Origin of the sequence: Aeromonas sp. S15(2024) (assembly GCF_041402265.1) — a bacterium.
GTDB lineage: Bacteria > Pseudomonadota > Gammaproteobacteria > Enterobacterales > Aeromonadaceae > Aeromonas > Aeromonas dhakensis.
On the sequence record NZ_JBGLQY010000013.1, the window covers coordinates 73,085 to 87,425 of the forward strand.

Here is a 14,341-nt window from a genome sequence, read left to right on the forward strand (position 1 = left end):
CGTTTTTCTGCGTAAATCTTGCCTTTGAAATAAATTTTTGACAATTCAAAATGCGACTCTATAATCTGTCCGGTTTGAAAAAAGGTCAGGACAGGACGATGCAGTTTTTGATGAAAAAAACAGCCTTGCAGACGGGTGGAGCGCACCAGAGCGGCCCCGTTGTTTCCGGTTCCCGACCCACAGATCCCCAATTGTTTTCAAAAAAAGCCCCTGTTTCAGGGGCTTTTTTTTGTGCCCGAAAAACCTTCATTGATGTCAAAGGGAATGCAGACGATGACCAATCCACTCTATAAGAAACATGTCATCTCCATCACGGACCTGACCCGGTCTGAAATGGAACTGGTAGTCTCAACCGCACAACGGTTGAAGGCCGAGCCCGACACCCGCTTGCTGAAAGACAAGCTGGTCGCCAGCTGCTTCTTCGAAGCCTCTACCCGCACCCGCCTCTCCTTCGAGACCGCGGTGCAGCGCCTGGGTGGCAACATCATCGGCTTCGCCGACGGTGGCAACACCAGCGCCAAGAAGGGTGAAACCCTGGCCGACTCCATCAAGATCATCGGTTCCTACACGGATGCGGTGGTGATGCGCCATCCGAAAGAGGGGGCGGCCCGCCTCGCCTCCGAATTCTCCCGCGTGCCGGTCATCAACGGCGGTGACGGCTCCAACCAGCATCCGACCCAGACCCTGCTCGACCTCTTCTCCATCCGCGAGACCCAGGGCAAGCTGGACGGCCTCAACGTCGCCTTCGTCGGCGACCTCAAGTACGGCCGCACCGTGCACTCCCTGGCCCAGGCCCTCAGCCTGTTCAACTGCCGCTTCTTCTTCATCTCGCCGGAAGCGCTGGCGATGCCGGACTACATCTGCGAAGAGCTGGAAGAGAAGGGCATCCAGTTCAGCGTGCATGAAACCATGGAAGAGGTGATGCCTGAGCTCGACATCCTCTACATGACCCGGGTCCAGAAAGAGCGCTTCGACGAGACCGAGTACAAGCACATGGCCGCCAAGTTCGTGCTGGAACTGGCCACCCTGGAAGGGGCCAAGCCCACCATGAAGATCCTGCATCCCCTGCCCCGCGTCGACGAGATCGACGTCGCGGTCGACAAGACGCCCCACGCCTACTACTTCCAGCAGGCGGAGAACGGGGTCTATGCGCGCCAAGCACTGCTGGCTCTGGTACTGAACGAAACTGTCTAACGGAAAGGGGAACATCATGTCTGACAAGAACCAACTGCAAGTCGAAGCCATCCGTCACGGCTCCGTCATCGACCACGTCCCCGCCGGCCAGGGCATCAAGATCCTCAAGCTGTTTCAGCTGGTAGAGACCCAGGAGCGGATCACCGTCGGCTTCAACCTCAAATCCGGCGCCCTCGGCAAAAAGGATCTCATCAAGATCGAGAACACCCGCCTGACCGAGCAGCAGGCCAACCAGCTGGCGCTGTTCGCCCCCAAGGCGACCGTCAACATCATCGAAGACTTCGCCGTGGTGAAGAAGCACCAGCTCAAGCTGCCGGAGTTCATCGCCGGAGTGTTCCACTGCCCCAACTCCAACTGCATCTCCCACAACGAGCCGGTGGAGAGCTACTTCCGGGTGCGCGAGGTGAAAGGCGCGGTACGGATGAAGTGCAAATACTGCGAGAAGTCCTTCACCCAGGACATCGTCAGCGAACGCTACTGAGAACCAGACTCAAAAAGATATCCAGGTGGGCCCCAAGGGGCCCATTTTTGACCCCTGTCACATCACCAAATAACCAGTTGGTTATAATTTGCCATCCAAAGAGAGCTATTCCCGCTCATTTCCTGCCAGTGCATTGATTGCCAGTATTTTTTGCTGATATTCAGCTAATGCGGCAGATATCGAGCGTTTAGCGTCGGTCATCATCAAAGGAATTCGCCGTGGTCAAGACCCTCAGCCGTCCCGTTGCCCAAGAGCCCGATCTGGCCCAGCTGGATGCCTGTCGCCAGATCATCGGCCAGCACTGCTACAGCACCCAGGAAGAGATCCGCCGCGAGCTGTCGGAGCGCGGCTTCGCCGATATCAGCCAGTCCACCATCTCCCGCCTGCTGCGCCGTCTCGGCGTCGCCAAGGCGCAGAATGCCAACGGCAAGAAGGTCTACACCCTGGTGGACGAACAGCTGGAACCCGCCGGTAGCACTCGCTCCATTCACGACATGGTGCGCGCCGTGGTGCACAACCAGCAGATGGTGTTGATCCATACCACACCAGGGGCCGCCACCGTGGTGGCTCGTCTGCTGGATCGCAACGCCAATCCCGAGATCATGGGGGCCGTCGCCGGCAACGACGTGGTGCTGGTCGCCCCGCGCCACATCAGCCGCACCCGTCAGGCCCACGCCGCCGTGGTGCGCACCCTGGAACAGGCGCGCTAGCCGTCCCCCAATGCAGCAAGGCGACCCAGGGTCGCCTTTTTGCTGTCTGCCAATCGGCTTTTTATCCCATCCGTGCGCTGTCTGGGCCCGCCTCGTGGTCGGCCATAAAAAACGGGAGCCAATGGCTCCCGTTTTTGCAGCTATGTCTGTCGGTGTTTATGCCAGCACGGCACCCAGGCTCAGGCAGACCACGATCAGCACGGTCAGCAGGCCGAGCAGCGGGGCTACCCATTTCAGCCAACGTACATAGGGAACCTTGGCGATGGCCAGGCCACCCATGACCACGGCGGAGGTCGGGGTCACCAGGTTCACCAGACCGGAGGCGGACTGGTAAGCGGTGACCACCAGCTCGCGACCCACGTTGGCGAAGTCGGCCAGCGGCGCCATGATCGGCATGGTCAGCACGGCCAGGCCGGAGGAGGACGGCACCAGGAAGGAGAGCACCACTTCCAGCACGAACATCACGTTGATGAACACTACTGTGGAGAGGCCGGTCACTATCCCTTCCGCGCTGTGCAGTATGGTGTGGGTGATCATGCCGTTGTCCATCACCACCACGATACCGCGGGCGATACCGATGATCAGGGCCACGCCGAGCAGGTCGCGGGCACCATCGATGAAGTTGGAGGTCAGCTCCTCCTCGCTCATGCGGGAGATGACACCGACTATGATGGCGGCAGCCAGGAACACACCGGAGATCTGCGCCATCCACCAGCCCAGCACGGCCACACCGTAGATCATCACGGCGAAGGCGGCGACGAAGATGCCCAGCACGATTTTACGGGTCAGGGTGAACTCCAGCATCTGGTCGCTCTTGTTGCCGAGGAAGTGGGCACGGTTCTCTTCCCACTTGTCAGCCACCAGGGATTTGCTGGGGTCGCTGCGCACCATCTTGGCGTAGCGCATCACATAGGCCACGCAGAGCAGCCAGCCGGCCACCAGCATGGCGACGCGCAGCCAGATGCCATCGGTAAAGGAGATGCCGGCGGCGTTGGCGGCGATCACGGTGGCAAACGGGTTGATGGTGGAACCCAGAGTACCGATACCGGCCCCCAGCAGCACAGTTGCAGCAGCCACCACCGGGTCGAAGCGGGCGGCCATCATCACCGGCACCAGCAGGGTATAGAACGGCAGGGACTCTTCCGCCATGCCGTAGATGGTGCCCCCTGCGGCGAACAGCGCCATCAGGATCGGGATCATCCACTCTTCACGGCCGCGCAGGCGGTCGGTCACCCGTTCGATACCGGCATCGATGGCACCGGTCTTGGTCACTATGCCAAGAAAACCACCGATGATCAGGATGAAGAGGGAGACGTCGATGGCGCCTGCCTCGTAGGTGTCATGGTTGTAGAGACCATCGATCGGCGCCAGCAGCACGTCGACGATCCCCTGGGGATTGCCCTCTACCAGCTTGTAGGTACCGGCCACCGGCACTTCCTTGCCGAGGGCTTCGTTCATGGTCATTTCGTATTTGCCGGCCGGCACTATCCAGCTCAGGGCGGCCACCAGGGCGATCAGCACGAACAGTATCGTGTAGGCTGACGGGAACTTGAATTTGGTCATGGTCCAGCTTCCTTCTGTGGGTGTGGTATCCATGCAGGCTGCGGGTCGTAGGGTTGGAGGTATTATGCCGCTGTCACATGGTCGAAAAGCCGGGGGTCGCCCCCCGGCACCACTACTGCGACCTTAGTCGCCCAGCGTAGCAACCATCACTGCCTTGATGGTGTGCATCCGGTTTTCGGCCTCGTCGAACACGATGCTGTGCTCGGATTCGAACACGTCCTCGGTCACTTCCAGGCCTTTCATGCCGTATTTGTCAGCCACTTCCTTGCCCATGGTGGTCTCGTCGTTGTGGAACGCCGGCAGGCAGTGCATGAACTTCACATCCGGGTTCTTGGTGGCGTTGATGACGTCCATGTTGACCTGATACGGGGTCATCAGTTTGACGCGCTGATCCCAGGCTTCTTTCGCTTCACCCATGGAAACCCAGACGTCGGTGTAGAGGAAGTCGGTACCCAGCACACCCTCTTTCACATCTTCGGTCAGGGTGATGCGTGCGCCAGTCTCTTCGGCGATCAGGCGGCACTTGGCAACCAGCTCTTCTTCCGGCCAGAAGGCTTTCGGCGCGACCAGGCGGATGTCCATGCCCATCTTGGCGGCACCGACCATCAGGGAGTTACCCATGTTGTTGCGGGCGTCCCCCAGGTAGGCGAACTTGATCTGATCCAGGCGTTTGCCCTTGCCGTGCTCCAGCATGGTCATGAAGTCGGCCAGGATCTGGGTCGGGTGGAATTCGTTGGTCAGGCCGTTCCAGACCGGGACGCCGGCGTGGGCACCCAGCTCTTCGACGATCTCCTGGCCATAGCCACGGTATTCAATGCCGTCATACATGCGGCCCAGCACCCGGGCGGTGTCCTTCATGGACTCCTTGTGGCCGATCTGGGAACCGCTCGGGCCGAGGTAGGAGACCTGGGCGCCCTGGTCGAAGGCCGCCACTTCAAACGCACAACGGGTACGGGTGGAGGTCTTCTCGAAGATCAGGGCGATGTTCTTGCCGGTCAGGTGTTTGCGCTCATAGCCACCGTATTTGGCTTTCTTCAGGTCGATGGCCAGATCGATCATGTATTGGATTTCGCGCGGGGTGAAGTCCAGCAGTTTCAGGAAGTTACGGTTACGCAGATTAAAAGCCATGATGAGTTCTCTCTATATTTGTTTCAGACCAATTCAGGCAGTAGTGTTGACTACGCATTCTCAGTACATATGTCGGTAATTACGCATTCACGGTACGGGTGGCGACGATATTGGTGCCGGCCTCGCCCTTGAGGATGGCCAGGCCATCGTCCAGTGCACCTATGCCGACCATGCCGCCGGTCGCCTTGACGAATTCACAGGAGGCTTCGACTTTCGGCCCCATGGAGCCTGCGTCGAACTTGACGCCGGCCAGCTCGTCCGGGCTGGTGATCCGCAGCGGACGCTGGGTCGGTTTGCCCCAGTCCAGGTAGACGGCATCGGCATCGGTCAGGATCAGCAGGGCGTCGGCCTTGATCTGCTTGGCCAGGTAGGCGGCAGACATGTCCTTGTCGATGACGGCTTCGATGCCGGTCAGGCTCTGGCCATCCCAGGTCACCGGGATGCCGCCACCACCGGTACAGATGATGAGGTGGCCCTGGGCGATCAGGGTTTCGATGGCGTCGCCTTCGACGATGCGCTGGGGCAGCGGAGACGGCACCACGCGGCGGAAGAACTTGCCATCGGCCTTCACCACCCACTGCTTCTCTGCAGCCAGGGCGCGGGCCTCAGCCTCTTCGTAGACGGGACCGATGAATTTGGTCGGATTGACGAAGGCCGGATCTTGCGGGTCAACCTGCACCTGGGTCAGCAACGCGGTGACGTTGCGGCTCGGCATCAGGTTCTTCAACTCCTGGATCAGCATGTAGCCGATCATGCCCTGAGACTCGGCACCCAGCACATCCAGCGGATAGGGGGATACCTTGGTGTAGGCACTGTTTTGCAGGGCCAGCAGACCGACTTGCGGGCCGTTGCCATGCACCAGCACCACGTTGTACTCCTGAGCGATCAGGGCGATGGTCTTGGCGGCGGTGGCGATGTTCTTGCGCTGGATATCTGCTTCAAGGGGCTCGCCACGACGGAGCAGGGCATTGCCACCCAGGGCGACGACGACAGTTGGTTTTTTCATGAGTGTTACTCTCGAGTTTGGTGCTGTGTGGCGCCAGCCTCTGCCGGCGCCACGCCGTCTTGTTAGATGCCGTCGCGTTCCATCGGGCAGCTCATGCAGCGGGCGCCGCCGCGGCCACGTCCCAGCTCTTCACCCGGGATGGGCAACACAGTGATGCCGGCCTTGTCGTACTTCTCGTTGGTGTAGGTATTGCGCTCGTAACCCACCACCACGCCGGGGCGCACGGTCAGCACGTTGTTGGCATCGTTCCACTGCTCGCGCTCGGCCTCGAAGGTGTCACCACCTGTGGTGATGAGCTTGAGCTGATCGACACCCAGTGCCTTCTCGATGGCGGTGACGAAGTAACCCTCTTCCTTGATGTTCATGCCGGTGGCACCGCCCGGAGTCAGGCTCCAGCAGTTCACATCCTTGCGGATGACTTCCGGATAGACGGAGAAGGTGTCTATGTCCATGTGGGTCATGACGGTATCCAGGTGCATGCAGCTACGGTGTTTCGGCAGTTGCATGGCGATGACCTGTTTGGCCTGGCCGTGCTTGAACAGGCCGCGAGCCAGGTGCTCAACCCCTTGCGGTGTGGTGCGCTCGGACATGCCGATGAGCACGGCGCCACGACCGATGACCAGTACGTCACCCCCTTCGATGGTGGAGTTGTCGTAGTCGCGATCCTCATCACCGAAGTACTTGATGAAGTCCTGACCGGCAAACTGCGGGTGCCAGCGATAGATGGCCTTCACGTGGTTGGTTTCGCGACGGCGGGCCGGTTTGGCCATCGGGTTGATGGAGACACCACCATAGACCCAGCAGGAGGTGTCACGGGTAAAGAGGTGGTTGGGCAGCGGCTCGATGATGAAGTCGGTCGGTGCGTGCATGCCCACTACCATGTTGACGCCGCTGTAGGGCATCTCGGAGTAGGTCAGGCCACCGGAGAGAATGCGGGCCAGCTCGCGGTGTGGCATGTCAGCCAGGAAGCAGCGTACGTCGTTGGCAAAAGAAGTGCCGAGGCGATAGTCGGAGACCTGATGTTGAAGCAGCCAGGTTTTGGCTTCCGGCACGTCCAGGGTTTCCGCCAGCAGATTGGTCAGCAGGAAAACTTCGACATTCTGATCGCGCAGTACCTGAGCGAATTTGTCGTGCTCCTGACCGGCACGTTCAACGGACAGGACGTCATCGAACAACAGATCCTGGCAGTTGGAAGGAGTCAGACGCTTCAGACTGAGGTTGGGGCGGTGCAACATGACACGGCGCAATTGGCCAACTTCAGAACCTACATAAAATTTGCTCATGATTATATTCCGTCTAGCAGTGGTCCCTGCGAGTGATTGAATAGATTCCTTCTATTCATGCTCGTGGCTAAGGCGGGATATTCTTTATGTAGGGTAATCGGCTTGTGTTCTATCCTGCCCTTGCCTTTCGAGACCGAGGTTAGACCTGCCAATCACGATAAACTTAGACATTGATCACATTCACCCAGAACTGAATAAATTCACGGTTTATTCTTTGATAGGGGTAACAGAACTGACAATCTCCCATTCACCCATCCCGATTAAATACGCACTTTCTTCGGCACATATTTCATATTCCACCTTGTTTCATTCACGAAAAATATCTACAAAGGGATAAGCGCAAAAACAAAAAACCTTTAATTTCATGAAGATAAAAACACAATCAACACAGAATGAATTTTATATGCAGATATTTGAATTTTCCGCGCTCTTTACGAGGCGCTCGCAGCAAATAAAAAGTCACCGCCAGGCTTCGCGCTGAATAATCTGTTTGTTGTTCCAGATCATGGCATCGCGTCTATTCCGCTTGCCGGGCCAGACTACAGGCAGCGTTGCCTCTTCACCTCTTATATGGATATGCACGAATTGCGCATCTTGGCCGGCCAATTTTCAACTGGCCGGCGCCGGGGCTTTTTCAAACTTTTTTCATTAGTTGAATTTATTTCAGCAGCTTGCACCGCAAGCCGGCTCGACTTAACTCAGAAAGTGATCAGGATCACACCTGTTATGTCACCAAGGAGATAGCCATGAAGATGAAGTCACTGCTGCTGCTTTCCACTCTGCTGCTGCCCATGACCCCGGCACTGGTCCATGCGGAGGGTGCCCCTGCCATGCCATTGGTGGTGTGCCATGTCGATCAGGCCCCCCAGATGCTGGTACCCGCCTACATGTGTCAGTGGCACGGCGGCAGCCAGCACTACTGAGCGAAACCCCGGGAGGAGGTCTTCTCCTCCTGGCTTGTCATGGCCCAACCCCCTCCTATACTCAATGCAGCTGTTTTTCATAGGGATAGGAGACGGTCATGATCCTGCTGGTCGGTGGTGAGAAAGGAGGGAGCGGCAAGAGTTGTCTGGCCCAGAATCTGGCGGTCTACCTCAGAACCCAGTTTCACGGCGAAGTACTGTTGGTGGACTGCGATCCGCAGCGCACCACCTCGGACTGGATCCAGGAGCGCAACGACAATCCGGATCTGCCCCAGATAAACTGCGTCCAGCTCTACGGCAACATCCGCAACGATCTGCTCAGCCTGAAGAACCGCTATGACTACCTGATCGTCGACTGTGGCGGCCAGGACAACCGGGCACTGCGTTCCACCATGGCCGTCGCCACCCATGCCCTGATCCCGCTGCGTCCCAAGCGCCGCGATCTCAAGACTCTGCCGCACATGGAAGACCTCATCACCACCTGCAAGATGGTCAACCCGACCTTGCGGGCTGCCGTGGTACTGACCCAATGCCCCGCCCTGCCCAACCAGGCGAAGCGGATACTGGAAGCCAAGGAGGTCTGCTCCTCCTTCGGTGTCGATGTGCTCAATTCCATCACCTATGGCCGCAACGTCTACGACGACAGCGAGGAGAAGGGATTGTCGGTGATGGAGATAGAGCCGGATGGCAAGTCTGCCGAAGAGATCCGCGCCATCGCCAAGGAGTTTCTGGAGCTGGGGGTATGAGATGGGACTTGCCGACCTGAAGAAGAAACACAATCTGCATCACCAGAAGAAGTTCACCATAGACGAGTTCATCGAGGACGCGGATTTCTACGCCAAGGGCAAGCCCAAGGTCGTCAGCCTGGAGCTGACCCTGCATCGAGACGAGGCTCTGACCGCACTCGCCTTCATCGAGAGCGGTGAACATCTCAAGCCCAGTTTCAAGAAAGCCACCTTTTCACTGAGCACCACGGCCATCGATGAGCTTGGCAACCTGACCCAGCAGGACGGCATGAACAAGTCCCTGCTGCTGCGGTTGTTTACCCACTACTTCTCCTCCCTGAGCCCGGAAGAACGCCAGACCATCTATGAGCGGCTGCAGGCACACAACTGACGCTATCTCCCTCCAGCCATGCTTCGTTGCCAGCAGGTCCTTATCTGCTCGCCTCCCCTTTCTGAATCCCAGTTGAACAAGGTGTAAGACATTCGCCATAGCGGATGTAGGTAAAGCGCCAAAAAAGATCCCGCGATAGTCGGAAGATAAGATCGTAAAACATGAACAAAAAATATCTATGACAATGAAATTAAAGGATAAATATTGAAACAAGTTTCCTTCGTAACGAGATGCATAAAAACGTTTTTCACTCTGCCGTTGTCCCGCCCCATGAAATCCTTATAGTTACTCCTGCACGGACGCAATGAAGTCGGTCAGGAAGACTGGCTGCCAGGGTTGGGCAAATGGACTCACCACAGGATGTGGTAAAGGACACCTCCCAGGACGGAGAAAGTGCGACGGGAATGGATGACTCGTCAGGCCATGATGGCTAAAGGACACCCCAAAGGATTGGGAAGGGGAAACCTAAAGGAAGAGGTATAGTCAGGGATTGCAGGGAGCAACTTCGTTCAAGGATATGAGCGATAAGACTATCGGGGGCGACGCAAGTCGCCCCCATCTTTTTTTGGCCATTTTTACCCCGGCCTACCTTTCTATCTGCTCATTCCAACCGGAAATGCCCCACAATCTCCCGCAGCCTGTCATAGGTCTGCTGCATCGAGCCGGCACTGGCCACCGTCGCCTCGCCGTTGTGGGTCAGCTGGCGGATCACCTCGGCAATGGCGCTCATGTTGCGATTGATCTCCTCGGCTACCGCGCTCTGCTGCTCCGCAGCCGTGGCGATATGGCTGATGAGATCGTTGATCTCCACCACCTCGCCCGCCATCAGATCCAGTGACTCGTTGACCCGAGTGGTGTTCTCGGCGGCACCCTGACAACTCTGCTTGGTATTGCTCATGGCATTCACCACGGTCCGGGTCCCCTGCTGCAGGCTGGCCAGCATGGTCTGGATCTCTGCCGTACTCTGCTGGGTACAGGCGGCGAGTGAACGCACCTCGTCGGCCACCACCGCAAAACCGCGCCCCTGCTCGCCAGCGCGGGCCGCCTCGATGGCGGCGTTGAGGGCCAGCAGGTTGGTCTGCTCGGCTATGCTGCCGATGACCCCGAGCACCGAGCCAATCTGCTGCACATCCTGCTGCATGGCCTCGATGGAGCGGGCGGTGGCCTCCACCTCATCCACCAGTGCCATCACGCTGGCCATGGCCTGATCGACCACCTGACGGGACTGGCTCGCCAACTGCTGGCTCTGGCCGGTGAGCTGGGCCGTGCTGGCCGCACTCTCCGAGACGGAGACCGCGGTGCGACTCATCTCGTTGATGGCGGTCACCACCTGCTCGGTCTCCCGCACATGATCCGCCAGCAGGGACTGGGCAGCACCGGTCTGGCTGGCCAATCCGGCAATGCCGCTATTGAGCTGGCCGCTGGCCTGGCGTACCTCGTTCATCATCTCCTGCAGCCGCTCGATAAAGCGGTTGATACCGGCCGAGATCTGACCGAGATCATCCTTGCTGGTCACCGCCAGTCGGCGGGTAAGGTCACCGCTGCCGCGAGAGAGCTCCAGCACCAGGTCCCGCAGCGAGAGAATCGGGCGATAGGCGACATTGAGCGCCAGCACGGCGAGCACCATCACCACCACGGCCACCCCGAGCAGCGCCATGATGATCTGGCCGTTGAGTGCCTGGGTCATAGTGCGGATGTAATCGAGATCTATGTAGCCGGTCAGGATCCAGCTGCTGCCGCGAATATCCAGCGAATTGGGGCGAGCCTCGCTCTCTCCCTGCGGTTTGCTGCTGTAGAGCTCATTACCTTGGCTATCGGCCAGCGAGAAGTAGCGCCCCTCGCCACTGACGCTGGCCAGCAGGTTCTTGAACTCGCTCATGTCGAGGTAATAGAGGTAGGCAGAGTCGGCACCGCGCGGCACCAGAATCGAGATGACGGGCTTGCCGTCCACCTGCTGCAGCGGGCTGACGGTGATCTGGTTGTTGGCGGCAGGGATAAGCTTGCGCAGCGCATCAACCTTGGCCGTATCGTTGATGACACCGCCCACGTCGAACGCCATGTCGCCGATCACCTTGACGATGTTGTGAAAGCCGGTCTCTTCCAGCGTCTTCTTGACGTTGGTCACCCCGAAGTTGAGGTTGGCTGCCAGCAGGATTTTCTGATTGATGTCGCCGGCCAGCTTCTCTTTGACCAGGGAGATCTGTTCGTTGATGTTCTGGGTCGCCTGAGTGCGGATGTAGGCGCTGATGAAGTGATTGACGCTGAACCAGGCGGTACCGATGGTGACCAGGATGGCCAGCAGCAACAGGACGTAAATCTTGACCTTGAATGGCATGGGATCCCTCCAGAAGAGAGGGCCGGCACTGCCAGCCCTCCCTGCCAATCGTTATTTCTTCTTGGCGTACTTCATAGAGTCCAGTGCCACCGCCAGAATGATGATGCCGCCCTTGATGATGAACTGCCAGTAAGGGCTGACGCCGATATAGGTCAAACCATAGTTGATCAGCGTGAAGATGAGCACGCCGGTGATCACCCCTGCAACCGTACCCACGCCACCCGCAAACGACACCCCGCCCACCACGCAGGCGGCGATGGCATCGAGCTCGTACATGAAGCCCAGGTTGTTGGTGGCGCTGCCGATCCGGCCTGCTTCCAGCATACCGCCGAAGGCGTAGAAGACCCCCGCCAGCGCATAGATCATCACCAGATTGACCGCCACATTGACACCGGAGACCTTGGCCGCTTCCGGGTTGCCGCCGATGGCGAAGATGTTCTTGCCAAAGCGGGTCTTGTTCCACAGTACCCAGACGAACACGCTGGCGATGGCGGCGTAGAAGGTCAGATAGGATAGCTTGAAGCCACCCAGCTTGATGAACCCCTGCGCGAAGCTGGAGAAACGGGGGTCAAAACCGGCCACCGGCGAAGCCCCTACCGAGTCAAAGTAGAGGGAGTTGATGCCGTAGACGATGATCATGGTGCCCAGGGTGGTAATGAACGGGGTGACGTTCAGATAGGCCACGATGAGGCCGTTGACCAGGCCAATCAGGGCACCCACTGCGCACACCAGCAGGATCACCGCCGGAATGGGTACCTCGCCCAGACTGGGGAACACCTTGTTGACGTTGGTCAGCGCCTGCAGCATGGTCGCCGCGATGAGCGCCGCCAGACCGACCTGACGACCGGCCGACAGATCCGTCCCCTGGGTGATGATGATGCCAGCCACCCCGAGCGCGATAATGACCCGCACCGAAGACTGGGTCAGGATGTTGCTGAAGTTGGTGAGACTCAGGAAGGAGGGTTCCTTGATCACGATGATCATGAGCAGCACCAGCAGCACCACGTAGATGCCGTTCTCCTTGAGTGCCCGCATCAGATTGAAATTTTTAGCCGACTCCATAAATGTCTTCCTGTCTCTAGAGGTACAGAGATGCCAGGCGCAGTATCTCGCTCTGGTCAGTTTCTTTGGTATTGACGATCCCGGCGACCCGGCCATTGCTCATCACCATGATGCGATCCGTGATGCCGAGCAGTTCGGGCATTTCCGACGAGATGATGATGATGCCTTTATCCTTCTTCGCCAGCTCCAGGATGAGCTGGTAGATCTCGAACTTGGCCCCCACGTCGATGCCGCGGGTCGGTTCGTCCAGCATCAGGATCTCCGGCTGGGTCAGCAGCCAGCGGCCGATGATCACCTTCTGCTGGTTGCCCCCCGAGAGGGAGCCGATCTGGGTCTGCTGGGTCGGCGTCTTGACCCGCATGGAGTCGATGACCCACTGGGTGTCGCTCTTCATCTTGTTGTCGCTGAGCAGCCCCATGGAGCCCTTGTAGTTGTCCATATTGGCGATCAGGGAGTTGAAGGCGATGTCGAGGCGCGAATAGATGCCGGTGGAGCGGCGCTCCTCGGTCACCAGCGCAAAACCGTTGCGGATCGCCTCGTGGGCGTTGTGGTTGGCCACCTCTTTGCCGTGCAGCTTAATGGAACCCTCGCTGCGGTCGCGAATGCCGAACAGGGTCTCGACGATGTCGGTCCGCTTGGCCCCCACCAACCCGGCCACCCCGAGGATCTCCCCCTTGTGCAGGTTGAAGGTGATGTCCTGGATGGAGGGCTGGTTCTTCGCCGTCAGGTGCTCGACCTCGAGGATCACCTCTTTCGGCTGGTTGGTCTTCTCCGGGAAGCGCTGGGTGAGCTCGCGACCGACCATCATGCCGATGATCTGATCCATGGTCATGCCCTTGAGCGGCTGGGTCGCCACCCACTGGCCATCCCGCAATATGGTGATCTCGTCACAGAGCTGGAAGATCTCTTCCATCTTGTGGGAGATATAGACGATGCCGCAGCCCTTATCCTTGAGCTTGTTGATGATCTTGAAAAGGTGGCTCACCTCTTTCTCGGTCAGCGAGGAGGTGGGCTCGTCCATGATGACGATCTTGGCATCGTAGGAGAACGCCTTGGCGATCTCGATCATCTGCATCTGGGAGACGGAGAGGGTACCGACCTTGACCCGCGGGTCTATGTCGATGTCCAGCTCGTCGAAGATATGCTTGGTGTCCTGATACATCTTGCCGTGGTCGACGAACAGCCCCTTGGTCGGATAGCGACCGAGCCACATGTTGTCCATCACGGAGCGCTGCAGCACCAGGTTCAGCTCCTGATGCACCATGGAGACACCGTTCTCCAGCGCCTCCTTGGAGGAGGTGAAGTTGATCTCCTGCCCCTTGAAGAAGATCTTGCCCTCATCCTTCTCGTAAATGCCGAACAAGCACTTGAGCAGTGTCGATTTCCCTGCCCCGTTCTCGCCCATCAACGCATGCACAGAATGAGGACGGACCCGTAAATTGACATTATCGAGTGCCTTGACGCCGGGAAAGCTTTTACTGACGTCAATCATCTCCAACAGCCATTCTGATTGTTGCTGTGTTGTCATATCAGCCATCAC

General features: G+C 58.4%; 14 protein-coding genes. 7 read left to right on the forward strand and 7 right to left on the reverse strand.

Going from position 1 to position 14,341, the window contains the following annotated elements:
* Positions 1 to 98: 98 nt before the first annotated feature.
* The 4 genes from ACB033_RS19965 (at position 99) to ACB033_RS19980 (ending at position 2,385) form a co-directional block, all read left to right on the forward strand.
* Entirely contained in the window at positions 99 to 293 is a 195-nt protein-coding gene (locus ACB033_RS19965; protein ID WP_139431056.1) for a hypothetical protein, read from the forward strand.
* Positions 274 to 1,194 (forward strand): aspartate carbamoyltransferase, encoded by a 921-nt coding sequence (gene pyrB / locus ACB033_RS19970; protein WP_005306463.1) that lies wholly within the window; start codon positions 274 to 276, stop codon positions 1,192 to 1,194. Before ACB033_RS19965 ends, pyrB begins: the two co-directional genes overlap by 20 nt.
* 16 nt (positions 1,195 to 1,210) lie before the next feature.
* Positions 1,211 to 1,675, forward strand: coding sequence for an aspartate carbamoyltransferase regulatory subunit (pyrI, locus tag ACB033_RS19975; protein WP_005306465.1), 465 nt, complete (start codon positions 1,211 to 1,213; stop codon positions 1,673 to 1,675).
* Between the two features lie 218 nt (positions 1,676 to 1,893).
* A complete protein-coding gene (locus tag ACB033_RS19980) occupies positions 1,894 to 2,385 on the forward strand; it encodes an arginine repressor (protein WP_005306467.1) in 492 nt (163 codons plus the stop codon).
* Positions 2,386 to 2,541: 156 nt separating this feature from the next.
* On the opposite strand, the gene ACB033_RS19985 is transcribed toward ACB033_RS19980, so the two are convergent.
* From ACB033_RS19985 to arcA, 4 genes are all read right to left on the reverse strand, one after another.
* Positions 2,542 to 3,948: a YfcC family protein gene (locus ACB033_RS19985; protein WP_005306469.1), complete on the reverse strand. Its 1,407-nt coding sequence runs from the start codon at positions 3,946 to 3,948 to the stop codon at positions 2,542 to 2,544.
* Between the two features lie 123 nt (positions 3,949 to 4,071).
* Positions 4,072 to 5,076, reverse strand: a complete 1,005-nt coding sequence (gene argF / locus ACB033_RS19990) for an ornithine carbamoyltransferase (RefSeq protein WP_005306471.1) — start codon at positions 5,074 to 5,076, stop codon at positions 4,072 to 4,074.
* A 79-nt stretch (positions 5,077 to 5,155) separates the two neighbouring features.
* Positions 5,156 to 6,082 (reverse strand): carbamate kinase, encoded by a 927-nt coding sequence (arcC, locus tag ACB033_RS19995; RefSeq protein ID WP_010635806.1) that lies wholly within the window; start codon positions 6,080 to 6,082, stop codon positions 5,156 to 5,158.
* A gap of 62 nt (positions 6,083 to 6,144) precedes the next feature.
* A complete protein-coding gene (gene arcA, locus ACB033_RS20000) occupies positions 6,145 to 7,365 on the reverse strand; it encodes an arginine deiminase (protein WP_017764826.1) in 1,221 nt (406 codons plus the stop codon).
* A 746-nt stretch (positions 7,366 to 8,111) separates the two neighbouring features.
* Here arcA and ACB033_RS20005 point away from each other — a divergent pair.
* From ACB033_RS20005 to ACB033_RS20015, 3 genes are all read left to right on the forward strand, one after another.
* Complete coding sequence (locus ACB033_RS20005) at positions 8,112 to 8,288, forward strand: hypothetical protein (protein WP_162852093.1); 177 nt, start codon at positions 8,112 to 8,114, stop codon at positions 8,286 to 8,288.
* 98 nt (positions 8,289 to 8,386) lie between these two features.
* A complete protein-coding gene (locus ACB033_RS20010; RefSeq protein ID WP_005306480.1) occupies positions 8,387 to 9,034 on the forward strand; it encodes an AAA family ATPase in 648 nt (215 codons plus the stop codon).
* Position 9,035: 1 nt separating this feature from the next.
* Positions 9,036 to 9,404, forward strand: coding sequence for a hypothetical protein (locus ACB033_RS20015; RefSeq protein WP_005306483.1), 369 nt, complete (start codon positions 9,036 to 9,038; stop codon positions 9,402 to 9,404).
* Between the two features lie 601 nt (positions 9,405 to 10,005).
* Here the strand turns inward: ACB033_RS20015 and ACB033_RS20020 are convergent.
* Genes ACB033_RS20020 through mglA form a run of 3 tightly spaced genes read right to left on the reverse strand, consistent with a single transcriptional unit; the run spans position 10,006 to position 14,338 of the window.
* The gene (locus ACB033_RS20020) at positions 10,006 to 11,739 is read right to left on the reverse strand and encodes a methyl-accepting chemotaxis protein (RefSeq protein ID WP_371140715.1); all 1,734 of its coding nucleotides are present in this window, start codon (positions 11,737 to 11,739) and stop codon (positions 10,006 to 10,008) included.
* 51 nt (positions 11,740 to 11,790) lie between these two features.
* Positions 11,791 to 12,801 carry a galactose/methyl galactoside ABC transporter permease MglC gene (gene mglC, locus ACB033_RS20025; protein ID WP_017779549.1) on the reverse strand — a complete coding sequence of 337 codons (1,011 nt, stop codon included), beginning with the start codon at positions 12,799 to 12,801 and terminating at the stop codon, positions 11,791 to 11,793.
* 16 nt (positions 12,802 to 12,817) lie between these two features.
* Positions 12,818 to 14,338: a galactose/methyl galactoside ABC transporter ATP-binding protein MglA gene (mglA, locus tag ACB033_RS20030; protein WP_371140716.1), complete on the reverse strand. Its 1,521-nt coding sequence runs from the start codon at positions 14,336 to 14,338 to the stop codon at positions 12,818 to 12,820.
* Positions 14,339 to 14,341: the final 3 nt, after the last annotated feature.